Source organism: Embleya sp. NPDC008237, from assembly GCF_042956465.1.
GTDB lineage: Bacteria > Actinomycetota > Actinomycetes > Streptomycetales > Streptomycetaceae > Embleya.
Genome location: NZ_JBIBGL010000004.1, coordinates 519768 through 534100, shown reverse-complemented (window position 1 = coordinate 534100; position 14333 = coordinate 519768). Strand labels below are relative to the sequence as shown.

Below are 14333 nucleotides of genomic sequence, written 5' to 3'. Positions count from 1 at the left end.
GTCACGTGGCGCTCCACCAGAGGCTGAGTGCGGTGCGGCCGAGGAAGTCGTCGCGATCCGCGGGGGAGAGTCGGCGTGCGGCCCGCCGGCCCAGGGCGACCATAGCCGGATACGGCGAGCCGACGGTCTGCGGGTGGTCCGATCCCCACACCATCCGGTCCGCGCCGAATGTCTGCGCGAGCCGGTCCACCAGGTCGGCCGGGTCGCCCTCGACGGCCGCGCGGTTCAGCACGTGTGTGGAGACCTTGACCCGCATCGCCGGGAGGGCGGCCAGGTCGAACAGCGGAGCCGCGGCGGCGAACGGGGCGCCGCCCGTCAGGTCCACGAAGCCGCAGTGGTCGAGGGCCACCGGGACGTCCGGGTGCCGGGCGACTACCGCGCCCAGCCGGGGCAGTGCGTCGGGGAACAGCACCGGGACCACGGTCAGCCCGAGCTCGCCGGCCAGGGCCCACACCTCGTCCGCGCGGCCGTCCTCCAGCCAGCTCGGCCGGTGCCCGTGTGCGCCGAACATCCGGACCCCGCGCAGGAGTTCGCCCGCCCGGCGGGCGAGGGCGGCGAGGGCGCAGGCGGGGTCGGCGGAGTCCATGTCCACCGCGCCGACCAGGGCGAATCGGTCCCGGTCGGCCCGCACGGCGTCGATCGCGTACGAGCAGTCGTAGCCGTAGGCGCCCACCGCCTGCACCACCACCGCGCGGTGCACCCCGCCCGCGTGCATCGCGGCGGACAGTTCGCGGGCGCCGACGTCGTCCGCGTGGAACCAGGGGCTGCCGACCCCGGAGGGCGCGAGCGGAAAGCGCTCACGGTCCGCCGAGGCCACGTGCACGTGGGCGTCGACGACCAGGGGCATCCGGATAGTCGGATCAGCAGGTCGCATATTCGAATCCTAGAAGTCCGGGCCACCCGGGACAACGCGACGCGGCCGGCAGTTGCAGAGTGGTTCGAATACTCGTACTTCGTTGATGGTTATTTCGAACACGGCTAAGGTGAGGCGCGCCGTCGACCACGGCGAACAGCAGGAGAAGGAGAGCAGGATGCCGCCGTCCCCCGAGGACATCACCCGCGCCCTGGAGCCGCTGTCGACGGTGCTCGCCGCCGACGACTTCCGGCTGGAGGTGAGCTGCACCGGCGCCCTCGGCGTCACGCTGACCGTCACGGCCGGTCCCACGGCGTGCCCGACCTGCCTGGTGCCCAAGCACATCACCCGGCGGATGGCCGAACAACACCTGAACGCACTCGCCCGCGCGGAATGGCTCGTCGAGATCGCCTATCCGGGCGACGCGGGTGGGTGACCGGGGGCGCACCGGCGTGGCGACCTCGACTCGGCCGCGTTCGTTCGCGCTTGTCTGTGCTCGGCCGGGGCCGGTCAGGCGAGGTCGAGCGGGTCGGTGAGGATCCGGGCGAGGACGGTTCCGGCGGCGCCGCGTACGGCGCTCTCCGCGGCCAGGGTCGAGGCGCGCAGGGCGGGGGTGCGGCCGCGTAGCGTGCCGCCGCCGGGCGCGAGGGCCGCCTCGATCGGCGGGATGAGCCACGGCGCGAGGCGGGCGTGCAGGCCGCCGAGCACGATCGTGTCCGGGTCCAGGAGGTTCACGGCTCCGACCAGGGCGACGGCCAGCCCGCGTCCGGCGGCACCCACCGCGAGCACGGCGTCGTGGTCGTGGTCGTGCAGACGCCGTATCAACTCGGCGAGTCGGGTTTCGGACCGTCCGCTCGCAGCGGATACGCCCGCCGCCCCCAGTACCGCGTCGAGGCCGGCGACCCGCTCCAGGCAGCCGGTCCCGCCGCAGCGACACGCGGGTCCGTCGGGGTCGACCACGACGTGGCCGAGTTCGCCGGCCGCGCCGTGGGCGCCGCGGAAGAGTTCGCCGTCGACCACGATGCCGGCGCCGATTCCGGTCTCGCCCGAGAGGTACAGATAGCTGCCGGCGCCGCGCCCCGCGCCGTACCAGAGCTCGCCCAGCGCGCCGAGGTTCGCCTCGTTGTCCACCGTGACGCCGAGCGCCTGGGCCGGGAGCGCGTCGGTGAGCAGTGCTGCGGCGGGTACGGCCTCCCAGCCGAGGTTGGGCGCGTTGACCCGGTCCTCGACGATGACGCCGGGCAGGGCGACGGCCGTTCCGACCACGTCGAGGCCGGCGGTGGCGGCCCGGGCGGTGATCCGGCGGGCCAACGCAGCCAGGGCGGCGACGGTTTCCTGCGGTTCGCGGCCCCGGTTGTCGCAGACCAGGCTCTCGCGCACCCGCACCGCGCCGGTGGGGTCGAGCACGCAGGCCGCCAGGTAGTGCCCGTTGACCTCCAGGCCCAGGCCCGCGACCGGTCCCGGGGCGAGCGACAGCGGCGCCCCCGGGCGTCCCCGGGTGCCTTCGCGCACCGGCAGCGCACCGGTGACCAGGCGCAGTTCCTCCAGCGTGGCCACCTGCGCGGTCACGGTGGTCTTGGTCAGCCCGGTCAACTCGGCGAGCCGGGCACGCGTGACCGGCTGGTGCCGAGCGATCTCGCCGAGGACCAACACAAGGTTGCGCTCACGCATGGTGCCAACGCGCGTCGGCCGCGGCGTACTCATGCCGACAATCCTCGCACCGCCCCCGCCCACCCCACCCACCACGCACTCCCACGCCGCCCACGACACGTCCTCGCGCCGCCACCTCGCCGCATTCGCCCCACCCCGCGCCGGCCATCTTCGCCGCACTCGGCCCGCACCCACCGCCCCCGCCGCACTTCGTGCACCCGCAGCATCGGCCGAACCCCCCGCACCGTTCGGCTGACATACCCACCCCCGCCGTATGCGCCGTACCTGCCGCTGCGCTCCCGCCGCGCCGCACTCCGCTCTTCCGCGCCGCGCCGCGCCGCACTCCGCTCTTCCGCGCCGCGCCGCGCCGCGCCGCACTCCGCTCTTCCGCGCCGCGCCGCGCCGCACTCCGCTCTTCCGCGCCGCACCGCGCCGCACTCCGCTCTTCCGCGCCGCACCGCGCCGCACTCCGCTCTTCCGCGCCGCACCGCGCCGCACTCCGCTCTTCCGCGCCGCGCCGCGCCGCGCCGCGCCCCACCGCGCCGCGCCGCGCCCCACCGCGCTCGCACCCCGCCACACCCCGCTCCACCGCGCCGCGCCCCACCGCGCCGCACCCCGCCGCACCCCGCTCCTCCGCGCCGCGCCGCGCCGCGCCGCGCCCCACTGCACCCCGCCGTACCGCGCTCCGCCACACCCCGCTCCACCGCGCCGCCCCTCACCGCATCGCCCCCCCCGCCGCCGCTGCCCCGCCGCACCGCGCTGCCCCGCCGCCCTGACGCCCTGCCACAGCGCGCCGCGCCGCGTTTCGTTCGCCTAGCGCCGCTCCGCGCCTCCGCCCCGCCGCGTTTGCCGCGCCCCGCCGCGCTCGCCGCCTTGCCGCGCCCCTGCCACGCTCCGTGCCTCCGCCCCGCTCCGCCCCGCCCCGCCCCACGCTCCGTGCCTCCGCTCCGCCCCACGCTGCGTCGCAGCCCGCTTGCCTCGCTCTCCGCGCCGCGTTGCGCCCCGGGCAGGCGGTCGGGCGGCCGGGGTTGGTTGACAGGGTCGGGTGGGTGGGGGTTGGGTGGGGGTTTAGTCCAGTGGGTAGACTTATTGGGGTGGAGGTCCTGTGAGCGTCTTGGCGCCGCGGCCGGGGGATCGATTCAGTTTCGGGTTGTGGACGGTCGGGTGGCAGGCGCGTGATCCGTTCGGCGATGCCACTCGGGCGCCGGTCGAGCCGGTCGAGGTCGTGCATCGGCTGGCCGAACTGGGGGCGTACGGGGTGACGTTCCACGACGACGATCTGGTCCCGTTCGGCGCCGACGAGCCCGTCCGGGACAAGCGGATCGCCGCGTTTCGTGCCGCGTTGCATGCCACCGGCCTCGTGGTGCCGATGGCGACCACGAACCTGTTCACCCACCCGGTGTTCAAGGACGGTGCGTTCACCGCGAACGACCGCTCGGTACGCCGGTTCGCGCTGCGCAAGGTGATGCGCAACCTCGACCTGGCCGCCGAACTCGGCGCGCACACCTACGTGTTCTGGGGCGGACGCGAAGGCGGCGAATCCGACGCCGGCACCGACGTACGCGCCGCACTCGACCGCTACAAGGAGGCCGTCGACATCCTGTGCGGCTACGTCCTCGACCGCGGCTACGACCTGCGGTTCGCGCTGGAACCCAAGCCCAACGAGCCGCGCGGCGACATCTTCCTGCCCACGGTCGGCCACGCCCTCGCCTTCATCGAACGGCTGGAACACCCGGACATGGTGGGCGTGAACCCCGAGGTCGGGCACGAGCAGATGGCCGGCCTGAACGTGGTGCACGGCGTGGCGCAGGCGCTGTGGGCCGGCAAGCTGTTCCACATCGACCTCAACGGCCAACACGGACCCAAGTACGACCAGGACCTGGTCTTCGGCCACGGCGACCTCAAGAGCGCGTTCTTCCTCGTCGACCTCCTCGAACACGGCGGCTACGACGGGCCGCGCCACTTCGACTACAAGCCGCTGCGCACCGAGGACGCCGACGGCGTGTGGGCCTCGGCCGCGGCCAACATGCGCACCTATCTGCTGCTGCGCGAGCGCGCCCGCGCCTTCCGGGCGGACCCCGAGGTCCGCGAGGCCATGGCCGCCGCGGGCCTGGACCGGCTCGCGGTGCCCACGCTCGCCGCCGGCGAGACCTACGCGGACCTGGTCGGCGACGACTTCGACCCGGCCGCGGCGGCCGAACGCGGCCTCGGTTACGAGCGGTTGGACCAACTGGCCGTCGAGCACATCCTGGGAGCCCGCTGACATGCCCGCCGCCCACACCCTCGTCGCCGGCGTCGACTCCTCCACCCAGTCCTGCAAAGTCGTCGTCTGCGACGCGGACACCGGCACGGTGGTGCGGCACGGCCGCGCCCCGCACCCGGACGGCACCGAGGTGCCCCCGGAGGCGTGGTGGCAGGCGTTCGGTCGCGCGATCGAGGACGCGGGCGGCCTGGCCGACGTCACCGCCGTGGGCATCGCCGGCCAACAACACGGCCTGGTCTGCCTGGACGAGGACGGCCGGGTGGTCCGCGACGCGTTGCTGTGGAACGACACCCGGTCCGCGCCCGCCGCCGCCGACCTGGTGCGCGAACTCGGCGGCCCGACGGCCTGGGCCCGGGCCGTCGGCAGCGTCCCGGTCGCGTCGTTCACCGTGACCAAGCTGCGTTGGCTCGCCGAACACGAACCCGCCCACGCGGCCCGCGTGGCCGCGGTCTGCCTGCCCCACGACTACCTCACCTGGCGGCTGACCGGCAGTCGTGACCTCGCCGACCTGGTCACCGACCGAGGCGACGCGTCGGGCACCGGCTACTGGTCGCCCGCGGCCGACGCCTACCGGGAGGACTTGCTGCGCCTGGCCTTCGGTCGCACACCCGTGCTGCCCCGGGTGTCGGGACCCCGCGCCCTGGCCGGACACACCGACCGCGGCACGCCGGTCTCCGTCGGGACCGGCGACAACATGGCCGCCGCCCTGGGCCTGGGCGCGGCGGGCACGGACATCGTCGTGTCCCTGGGCACCTCCGGCACCGCGTACGCGCGCACCACCCGGGCCACCGCCGACCCGACCGGCGCCGTCGCCGGTTTCGCCGACGCCACCGGAGCGTTCCTGCCGCTGGTGTGCACGCTCAACGCGGCCCGGGTGCTCGACGCCGCCGCGCGCATGCTCGGCGTGGACCACGCCCGGCTCGCCCGACTCGCCGTGTCCGCCCCACCCGGCGCCGACGGCCTGGTGCTCGTGCCGTACCTGGACGGCGAACGCACTCCCAACCTCCCCGACGCCACCGGCGCCGTGCACGGCCTCACCGTGCGTACCGCCACCCCCGCGCACCTGGCCCGGGCCGCGGTGGAAGGCATGTTGTGCGGACTGGCGGACGCCCTCGACGCGCTGGCCGTCGCCGGCGTCGCCGGTGAGCGGGTCGTGCTCACCGGCGGCGCCGCCCGGTCCGCGGCCGTCGCCGAGATCGCCCCCGCGCTTTTCGAACGCCCGGTCGTGCTGCCCGAACCCGCCGAGTACGTCGCCCTCGGCGCGGCCCGCCAGGCCGCCTGGGCCCTGGCCGGGGACGACGCCCTCCCGCCGACCTGGCACCGACCGCATACCGTGCTGACCCCGGGCCGCTCCGACGCCGCCGTCCGCGCACGCTACGCGGCGGCCCGCAGGCACCACCTCGACCGACCCGAAAGTGGGCCGGGCCCGGGCGCGTTCACTCCCGCCGCGCCGCGCTGATTCCGGTCACGTGCGGTTGCGGCCGAGGAAGTCGCGGATGTGGTCGGCGATTTCGGGACCGTGGGTTTCCAGGGCGAAGTGGCCCGCGTCGAGGAGGTGGATTTCCGCGTCCGGCAGGTCGCGGGCATAGGCACGGGCGCCTTCGGCGCCGAAGATCTCGTCGTTGGCTCCCCAGGTGATCAGCGTCGGGGGACGGTGCGTGCGGAAGTACTCCTGGAACGTCGGGTAGCCGTCCAGGTTGAACTGGTAGTCCCAGAACAGTTGCAGCTGGATCTCCTTGTTGCCCGGCCGGTCCAGGTAGGCCTGGTCGAGGTGCCAGGCGTCCGGGTCGACGCGGTCGAGACGGTCGGAGGGCACGCCGTGGGTGTGTTGCCACCGGGTGGCGTCGGCTTCCAACAGTGCGCGGACGTCGGGTTCGTGGGTGGCGCGGTCCTTGGCATGGGCGAACAGGATGTCCCAGAAGGGCGTGAAGCCCTCCACGTAGGCGTTGCCGCTCTGGCTGACGATCGCCGTGACGCGCTGGGGGTGCGCGGAGGCGATGCGCAGGCCGATGGGGGCGCCGTAGTCGTGGATGTAGAGCGCGAAGCGGTCGAGTCCGAGTCGGTCGAGCAGGGCCAGGGTGATGTCGGTCAGTGCGTCGAAGCTGTACGCGAAGTCGTCGACGGACGGCATCGCGGATCGGCCGAAGCCGATGTGGTCGGGTGCCACGAGGTGGAAGTCGTCGGCGAGTTCGCGGATCAGGTCGCGGAACATCGCGGAACTGGAGGGGAATCCGTGCAGCAGCACGATGGTCGGGGCCGCCGGGTTCCCGGCTTCGCGGTAGAACACGGGCAGACCGTCGATCTCGACGGTGTGGCTGCGCACGACACGGGCGTCGGCGGCGGTGGTGGTCTCGGTGGCCGCAGTGGCAGTGGCAGTGGTGGCGATGGGGTTCATGGCAGTGCTCCGAGGTCGATGGTGCCGTGGGGCGGGTCCGGTGGTCGGCATGACACCCAGCCCGCTTCTTCTAATGCGAAGGTGACTCCATGAACATTAGAGGCGAACTATCTAATGCGTCAAGATGAGTTGAGGCATTAGAATTTTCGGGCGGGTGGGTGCGTCGCCGCCCGCCCGGATGCTGCTTTGTCGGCGTGTCGAGGTGGGCGCTCGGCTCGGTCGGCTCAGCCTTTGCCCTCGCCGGCGGGTCCGGTGGTCGGCAGCGGCTGCTCCGCCCAGATGACCTTGCCCTCCGGGAGGTAGCGGGTGCCCCACCGCGCGGCCACCTGGGCGACCAGGAACAACCCGCGGCCTCCCTCGTCCATCGTTGCCGCGTAGCGCATGTGCGGTGCGGTACTGCCGCCGTCGGTGACCTCGCAGATCAGGCTGCGGTCGCGCAACAGCCGTACCCTGATCGGCTCGGTGCCGTAGCGGATGGCGTTGGTGACCAACTCGCTGAGGATGAGTTCGGTGCCGAACGACAGGTCCTCCAACTGCCATTCGTCCAGTTTCGCGGACACCGCCTCGCGCATCCCGGCGACGGCGGCCGGATCCGCGGGCACGTCCCAGTCGGCCACCCGGTCGGGCCCCAGGACGCGGGTGCGGGCGATCAGCAACGCCACGTCGTCCTTGGGGCGCGAGGGCAGGAGCGCCTCCAGCACGGCCAGACAACTCTCCTCCGGCGATCGGCCCGCGTGCGCCAGGGCCCGGCGCAGCAGGTCCATCCCGACGTCGAAGTCCCGGGTGCGATCCTCGATCAGGCCGTCGGTGTAGAGCACGAGCGAACTGCCCTCGGCCACCTCGAATTCGGCGGTCTCGAACGGCATGCCGCCCAGTCCCAACGGCGGCCCGGCCGGCAGGTCGGGGAACTCCACGCGGCCGTCGGGGTCGACCAGCGCGGGCAGCGGGTGTCCGGCCCGGGCCATGGTGCAACGTCGGGAGACCGGGTCGTAGATCGCGTACAGGCAGGTGGCGCCGATGATGCCGGAGCCGACGGCGGAATCGGTCTCGTCCTGGTCGATCCGGGCGACCAGGTCGTCCACGTGATCCAGGAGTTCGTCGGGGGGCAGGTCGAGCGTGGCGAAGTTGTGCACGGCGGTGCGCAGCCGCCCCATGGTCGCGGCGGCGTGCAGACCGTGGCCGACGACGTCGCCGACGACCAGCGCCACCCGGCACCCGGAGAGCGGGATCACATCGAACCAGTCGCCGCTGACTCCGGATTGTGCGGGCAGGTAGCGGTGCGCGACCTCCAGGGCGCTCTGCTCGGGCAGGGCGCGCGGCAGCAGGCTGCGTTGCAGGGCCACCGCGAGGGTGTGTTCGCGGGTGTAGCGGCGGGCGTTGTCGATGCTCACCCCGGCGCGGGCGACCAGTTCCTCGGCCAGGGACAGGTCCTCCTCGTCGAACGGCTCGGGCCGCTCCAGGCGCCAGAAGTTGGCCACGCCCAGCACGGCGCCGCGGGCCTGGACCGGGACCGTGATCAGTGAATGGATGCCGTACGCGACGATCTCGCCCGCCCGCTCCGGATCCTGCGCATGCCACCCGGTCGCGGTGGACAGGTCGGCGACGATCTCGGGTCGGCCGCTGCCGAGTCCGCGCGCCTGCGGGGTCGAGGAGACGAAGTCGATGAGCATGCCGCGCGGGTACAGGGGGTGGTCGTCGCGGATGCCGCGGACGGCGATCCGGCGCATCCTGGCGTCGTTTCCGGTGGGCTCGCCGCCCGCCAGGACCGGGTCGGCCACGTCGATGGTGGCGAAGTCGGCGAACCGGGGGACCGCGATCTCGGCGAGTTCCTCGACCGTGCGCACCACGTCGAGGGTGGTGCCGATGGATCCGCCGGCGTCGTACAGCAGCCTGAGTCGCCTGCCCGCCGTCTCGACCTTGCCGGCGAGGGCCGTCAGCTCCGTGGAGTCGCGGATGGTGGCGACCCAGCTCCTGGGGCCGCCGTGACGGTCCGTGGGCCGCTGGTTGACCGCCAGCAACCGGCCTCCGGCGAGGTGTACCTCGTCGGTGACCAGGCGACCGGAGGCCAACAATTGCGCCATGCCCGGGTCGAGGTCGGGCAGGTCGGTGATCCGCCGGCCCTCGGCGCCGGGTGGCAGATCGAGCAGCCGGGCGGCCTCGTCGTTGGCCAGCAACAGGCGGGTGTCCGCGCCGACGATGAGCACACCTTCGCGGACGGCGTGCAGCACCGAGTCGTGGTGCTCGTACATGCGGGTCATCTCGGCGGGGTCCAGGCCGTGGGTCTGGCGCCGCAACCGACGGGTCACCAGCGCGGTTCCACCGGTGGCCACCGCGAGACCGGCCGCGGCGGTGCCGAGGATGATCGGCAGCTGCCGGTCGAGCACGCCGTTCACGTTTTCGACCTTGAGGCCGGCGATGACCACGCCGTGCACGGTGCCGGCGGCATCCATCACCGGCACGACCGCCTGTTCCTCGTGGCCGAGCGGGCCGTGGACGCTCTCCACGAGGGTGTGGCCGGCCAACGCCGGTTCGATGGTGGCGACGACGCGCTGCCCGATCAGTTCCGGTCTGGGGTGGGTGTAGCGGATGCCCTGGGTGTCGGTGACGACGATGAAGTCGACGTCGGCCTCCCGGCGGGCGGCCTCGGTCAGCGGTTGCAGCACGCTGCTGGGGTCGGGGGACTCCAACGCGGCCACGAGGCCGGGGGAGTGCGCGAAAGCCTGCGCGACGGAGATCGCTCGCTGCCGGGCCTCCTGGTCGTTGTCGTACCGGGACTGGAGCACGAGCGCGAGCACCGCGCCTGCCACGAGCAGGATCACGACGGCCACTTGCAGTACGAAAACCTGCCCGGCGACGCTTCTCGGGCGCCGGTCGGACGGCGACTGAACCGATGCGCCCCGGAATCGGCCGAAACTGTCGGCCATGTCTATCGTTCTACCCCGCTCGGCCGCCTCTGACCAAGAGCGACACTCGGGTGGGGCAGCCGGGGACCGCGACGCGGTCGGCAACTGTGCGGTCGGCGACGGCAACGCGGTCGGCGGGGTGGGCGGGCGCGAGTCGCCTCGCACGCGGCGGGATCTTTCCGACGCGGGCCGGTGCGCGCCCCCGGCCGAAGCGGCGTCCGCGGCCATGCACGCGCCCGGCCGTCCCGGCCCGGGCGAGCCGGGCGCGGGTGGCGCGCCGGACCTCCGGGTGACCTCCACGTGACGTGTTCCTGTACGGCGAACGCCGCCCGGTTGCGGACGCGGCGGCCACGCCGGAGGTCTGCTCGGCGCCGTTCCGACGGCGGCACTCGCCCCCCGCGGCGCAATACCCGCCCGCGCGCATCACCCATGGTGGAGTGCTCGGGACCGATGGTAGTGGCCCGGCACGCTCCACGGGTCCCAAGCGATCCTGTCCGCCGGACCGGGCTCGCCAACCGGCCGCACGAACCGGCCGCACGAAGCGGACTCACGAGCCGGCCGCACGAACCAGGCTCACGAGCCGGCCTCAGGCGTCGCGGCCCGCCCCCGTCGCAGACCGCTCCCGTCGCACCCGTGACCAGGCCTGTCTGCGAGGCCTCGTGGTGCGTCCCGCCGGCCGCGATCAGGCCGGCGGCGAGCCGGGGGTTGTGGTCAGGGCGGCGTTTACCGCGTCGTCGGAGAGGGCCGCGACCTGGAGGTGGATTCGGGCGATGTGCTCCAGGCGGCCGGGGGTTCGCTCGTGCGTGCGTAGGTGGGTGGCCAGGGAAGCGACGGTGCGGGAGGCGAAGAGTCGGCGCACGGTCACGGTGTCGGGGCCGAGGGTTTCGCGGAGTCGGCCGACGATGGCCGTGGCCAGGATCGAGTCGCCACCGAGGGCGAAGAAGTCGTCGTCGCGGCCGAGTTCGCGGGTGCCGGCGGGCAGCGCCTCCTGCCAGATCGACGCGATCAGGCGTTCGAGGTCGGTGCGCGGCGGCTCGGGCGGCGGGCCGGCGGGGCCGCGTGCCCATACGGGCGCCAGCGCCCGGCGGTCGATCTTGCCGTTGGCGGTCAGCGGGAGTTCGTCGACCAGGGCGATGTGCTCGGGGATCATGTGGGCCGGCAGCGACTTCTCGGCCGCGTCGCGCAGGCGGTGGATGCTCACGTCCGGTTCCGCGGCGACAGCTGCGACCAGGGCGCCCTCGTGCACGCCGGCCACCGCGCGCCGGACCCCGGCCACGCCCGCCAGGGCGGCCTCGATCTCGCCGGGTTCGATCCGGAAGCCGCGCAGTTTGACCTGGTGGTCGGCGCGGCCGAGGAACTCCAGGATGCCGTCGGGCAGTCGCCGGGCCAGGTCGCCCGTGCGGTACCAGCGGCGGCCCGCGACCTCGCGGAAGCGGTCCGCGGTGCGTGCGGGATCGCCGCGGTAGCCGGCGGCCACGCCCTCGCCGCTGATCCACAGTTCGCCCGGCACCAGGTCGGGGCTGTCCCGGCCGACCGCGTCCACGACCCGGCAGCGGACGTTGCGCAGCGGGGTGCCGTACGGGATCGCCTGCCAGTGGGAGGGGAGTTCGGTGCCGGCGGGCACCTCGTACACGGTGGAGTGGATGGCCGTCTCGGTGGTGCCGCCGAGTGCGACGAAGCGGCAGCCGGGGGCCTGCGCGTGCAGCCGCCCCGGGAGGTCGACGGTGACCCAGTCCCCGCCGAGCAGCACGACGCGCAACCCGGTGCCCAGGCCCGCCGAGCCGGCCGCGGCGCCGGCGGTGAGCAGCATGTCGAGCAGGGCCGGCACACAGTTGACGACGGTGACGTGCCGCTCGCGTACCAGGTCGACCCAGCGGCCGGCCTCGCGGCGGTCCTCGTCGGCGGGCAGGACCACCGCGCCGCCGACCGAGAGCAGGCCGAAGACGTCGAACACCGACAGGTCGAAGTCGAGTGCGGACAGGCCCAGTGCGCGATCGTCCGGGCCGAGCGCGAACCGGTCGACGAGGTCGTCGATGGTGTTCATCGCGGCGCGGTGCGGGACTTCGACGCCCTTGGGCTCGCCGGTGGAGCCGGACGTGAAGAGCACGTAGGCGACGCTCTCCTCGTCGACGGGCACCGGAACGAGGTCTTCGGCGGGGTGGGCGAGGGCTTCGGTGAGCGCGAGGGCGGCGGCGAGCGGCGAGTCGCCGGTGGCGCCGTCGGCGTCCAGGGCCAGGCGGGCCCGGGCGGTGCGGTGGATGCGTTCGCGGCGTGCGGGTGGTTGTTCGACGCCGATCGGGACGTACGCGGCGCCGGCCGCGAGTACGCCCAGAGCGGCCACGATCTGGTCCGGCCCCTTGGGCAGGGTGATCGCGACGGTGTCGCCGGGCGCGATGCCCCGCGTGCGCAGGGCCGTGGCCACGCGCCGTGCGCGGTCGGCGAGTTCGCCGTAGGTCAGGGTGCCGCCGTCGGTGTCCGCGAGGCCCCACACGAGGGCGGGTGCGTGCGGTCGGGTGGCGGCGTGGGCGAAGAAGCCGTCGTGCAGGGCGCGGTGCGAGCGTGGGCCGTCGGTGGCGTTGACCCGATCGAGGACGGCCCGCTGGGTGGCGGGCAGCAGTTCGTGGATCGGCTCGCGCCAGTCGGCCCGCGCCGTGCCCAGGCGGGTGAGCAACTCGCGGTAGGCGGCGAACATCGCGTCCGCGACCCCGTCGGGGAAGGCGTCCTCGCGCACGTCCCAGTTGATCAGCAGACCGCCGCGCACCTCGGTGATCTGGGCGTCGAGCAGCACCTGCGGTCCCTGCGAGACGATCCAGGACGGTTCGCCGAACAGGCGGCGCACGTCGGGGTCGAAGAGTTCGCCCAGGCCCAGGGCGCTGGTGTACACGATCGGCGCGAGTACCTGTTCGCCGCGGGCGCGGGCGAGATCGCGCAGCACGTGCAGGCCCGAGTGGTCGGCGTGCGCGGCGTCGCGATGCATGCGCAGCTGGAGCGCGCGGGCGTGATCGAGGAAGGAGCGCTGCTCGGACATGTCGACGTCCAGGAGCACGGAACCGGTGAAGTCGCCGACCAGGCGCGGTACGTCCGGGTGCAGGTCCTCGCGGTCGAACAGCGGTACGTTCAGCAGGAATCGGGGAGTGGCGCTCCAGCCGGCCAGGACGGCGGCGAACGCGGTCGCGAAGGCCATCGCGGGGGTGATCCTGTGGGCGTGCGCTCGCGCCGACCAGTGGCCGCGCTCCTCCGGGTCCAGCCACATGTGGCGCCGGGTCACCCGGGTCAGGTCGGCCGGTAGCGGGCTGCGCAGCGGGAGTTCGGGTGCGCCGGGCAGGTCGGGCAGGCGCTCGGTCCAGTACGCGGCGGCGCGCTCGGCGGCGGCGCGGCGCAGCGGGGGCCGGGCCGCGAGGTAGTCGCGGTAGTCGTAGCCCGGTTCGGCCGGCGGGTGTTCGGGGTGTGCGTACAGCTGGGCCAAGTCGGCGAGCAGCACCCGGTAGCTGAGCGCGTCGGCCGCGACCATGTCCACGTCCAGGTGCAGCCGGCTGCGCCCACCGGGCAGCAGCGTCACGCGCAGGTCGATGACGCGGCCGGATTCGATGTCGAGCATTTGGTGCGAGCATTCGTCGCGGATGCGGTCGAGGCGGTCCGCGACGGTGTCGATGTCCGCGTCGCGCAGGTCCAGCACCCGCAGCGCCTCGCCGGGCGCGGTGGGCAGGATTTCCTGGCGGCCGTCGTCGGTGACGCGTACGCGCAGCATGGGGTGGCGGGCGATCAGGGTGCGTGCGGCGGCGTGCAGGCGGGCGGGGTCCACCGCGTCGCCGGGTTCGGTGTCGAACTCGGTGTACAGGTGCGCGGCGACGCCGCCCAGGGGCTGTGCCTCGGAGCGACCGATCCAGTAGGCGTGTTGCATCAGCGCGAGCGCGAACGTTCCCGATTCCGGGGCGGGTTCGCTCGCCGGTTCGGCTGCGGGTGCGGGCTGCGGAGCGGGCGGCGGCGGTGCGGTGTCGTCGTCCAGGAGGGCGATCCATGCCGCGAGGGTCGGGACGGTGGCCAGGTCCGCGAAGGTGACCCGGGCACCGCTGCGGCGCCAGCCGCCGGCCAGGCGCATCAGTCGCAGCGAGTCGAGTCCGAGCGCGATCAGGTCGTCCTCGTCGTGCAGGGACTCCGGTGCCACTTCGAGCAGTTGCGCCACGTCGCGTCGTACGTCCTCGACGGTCAGCCGCACGCTGTTCTCCTTCGATCGCGAAAGGGTCCGCGGGACGCGAGTGGGCGGTCGCC

Annotated in this window: 8 protein-coding genes; 3 read left to right on the top strand and 5 right to left on the bottom strand. The window is 73.9% G+C overall.

Annotated elements, in window-relative coordinates; all coding sequences use genetic code 11:
- Position 1: 1 nt before the first annotated feature.
- Complete coding sequence (locus ACFZBU_RS12785; protein WP_391583531.1) at positions 2-847, bottom strand: amidohydrolase family protein; 846 nt, start codon at positions 845-847, stop codon at positions 2-4.
- 136 nt (positions 848-983) lie between these two features.
- On the opposite strand from ACFZBU_RS12785, the gene ACFZBU_RS12780 reads away from it, so the two are divergent.
- A complete protein-coding gene (locus ACFZBU_RS12780) occupies positions 984-1289 on the top strand; it encodes a hypothetical protein (RefSeq protein ID WP_391583530.1) in 306 nt (101 codons plus the stop codon).
- 74 nt (positions 1290-1363) lie between these two features.
- On the opposite strand, the gene ACFZBU_RS12775 is transcribed toward ACFZBU_RS12780, so the two are convergent.
- On the bottom strand, positions 1364-2557 hold the full coding sequence (locus tag ACFZBU_RS12775; protein WP_391583529.1) for an ROK family protein: 1194 nt from the start codon (positions 2555-2557) through the stop codon (positions 1364-1366).
- 1051 nt (positions 2558-3608) lie between these two features.
- Here ACFZBU_RS12775 and xylA point away from each other — a divergent pair.
- Both xylA and xylB read left to right on the top strand, forming a co-directional pair.
- Positions 3609-4766 (top strand): xylose isomerase, encoded by a 1158-nt coding sequence (gene xylA / locus ACFZBU_RS12770; RefSeq protein WP_391583528.1) that lies wholly within the window; start codon positions 3609-3611, stop codon positions 4764-4766.
- Position 4767: 1 nt separating this feature from the next.
- Positions 4768-6225: a xylulokinase gene (xylB, locus tag ACFZBU_RS12765; protein ID WP_391583527.1), complete on the top strand. Its 1458-nt coding sequence runs from the start codon at positions 4768-4770 to the stop codon at positions 6223-6225.
- Positions 6226-6231: 6 nt separating this feature from the next.
- On the opposite strand, the gene ACFZBU_RS12760 is transcribed toward xylB, so the two are convergent.
- The 3 genes from ACFZBU_RS12760 to ACFZBU_RS12750 form a co-directional block, all read right to left on the bottom strand.
- Positions 6232-7161 carry an alpha/beta fold hydrolase gene (locus tag ACFZBU_RS12760; RefSeq protein ID WP_391583526.1) on the bottom strand — a complete coding sequence of 310 codons (930 nt, stop codon included), beginning with the start codon at positions 7159-7161 and terminating at the stop codon, positions 6232-6234.
- Positions 7162-7385: 224 nt separating this feature from the next.
- Entirely contained in the window at positions 7386-10085 is a 2700-nt protein-coding gene (locus tag ACFZBU_RS12755; RefSeq protein WP_391583525.1) for a SpoIIE family protein phosphatase, read from the bottom strand.
- 661 nt (positions 10086-10746) lie between these two features.
- Positions 10747-14280 (bottom strand): amino acid adenylation domain-containing protein, encoded by a 3534-nt coding sequence (locus tag ACFZBU_RS12750; protein WP_391583524.1) that lies wholly within the window; start codon positions 14278-14280, stop codon positions 10747-10749.
- Positions 14281-14333 lie beyond the last annotated feature (53 nt).

Bases quoted from the DNA above. Each gene is read 5' to 3' on its own strand.
- ACFZBU_RS12785 (WP_391583531.1), bottom strand. From the start codon at position 847: ATGCCCCTGGTCGTCGACGCCCACGTGCACGTGGCCTCGGCGGACCGT.
- ACFZBU_RS12775 (WP_391583529.1), bottom strand. From the start codon at position 2,557: ATGAGTACGCCGCGGCCGACGCGCGTTGGCACCATGCGTGAGCGCAAC.
- xylB (WP_391583527.1), top strand. From the start codon at position 4,768: ATGCCCGCCGCCCACACCCTCGTCGCCGGCGTCGACTCCTCCACCCAG.
- ACFZBU_RS12760 (WP_391583526.1), bottom strand. From the start codon at position 7,161: ATGAACCCCATCGCCACCACTGCCACTGCCACTGCGGCCACCGAGACC.
- ACFZBU_RS12755 (WP_391583525.1), bottom strand. From the start codon at position 10,085: ATGGCCGACAGTTTCGGCCGATTCCGGGGCGCATCGGTTCAGTCGCCG.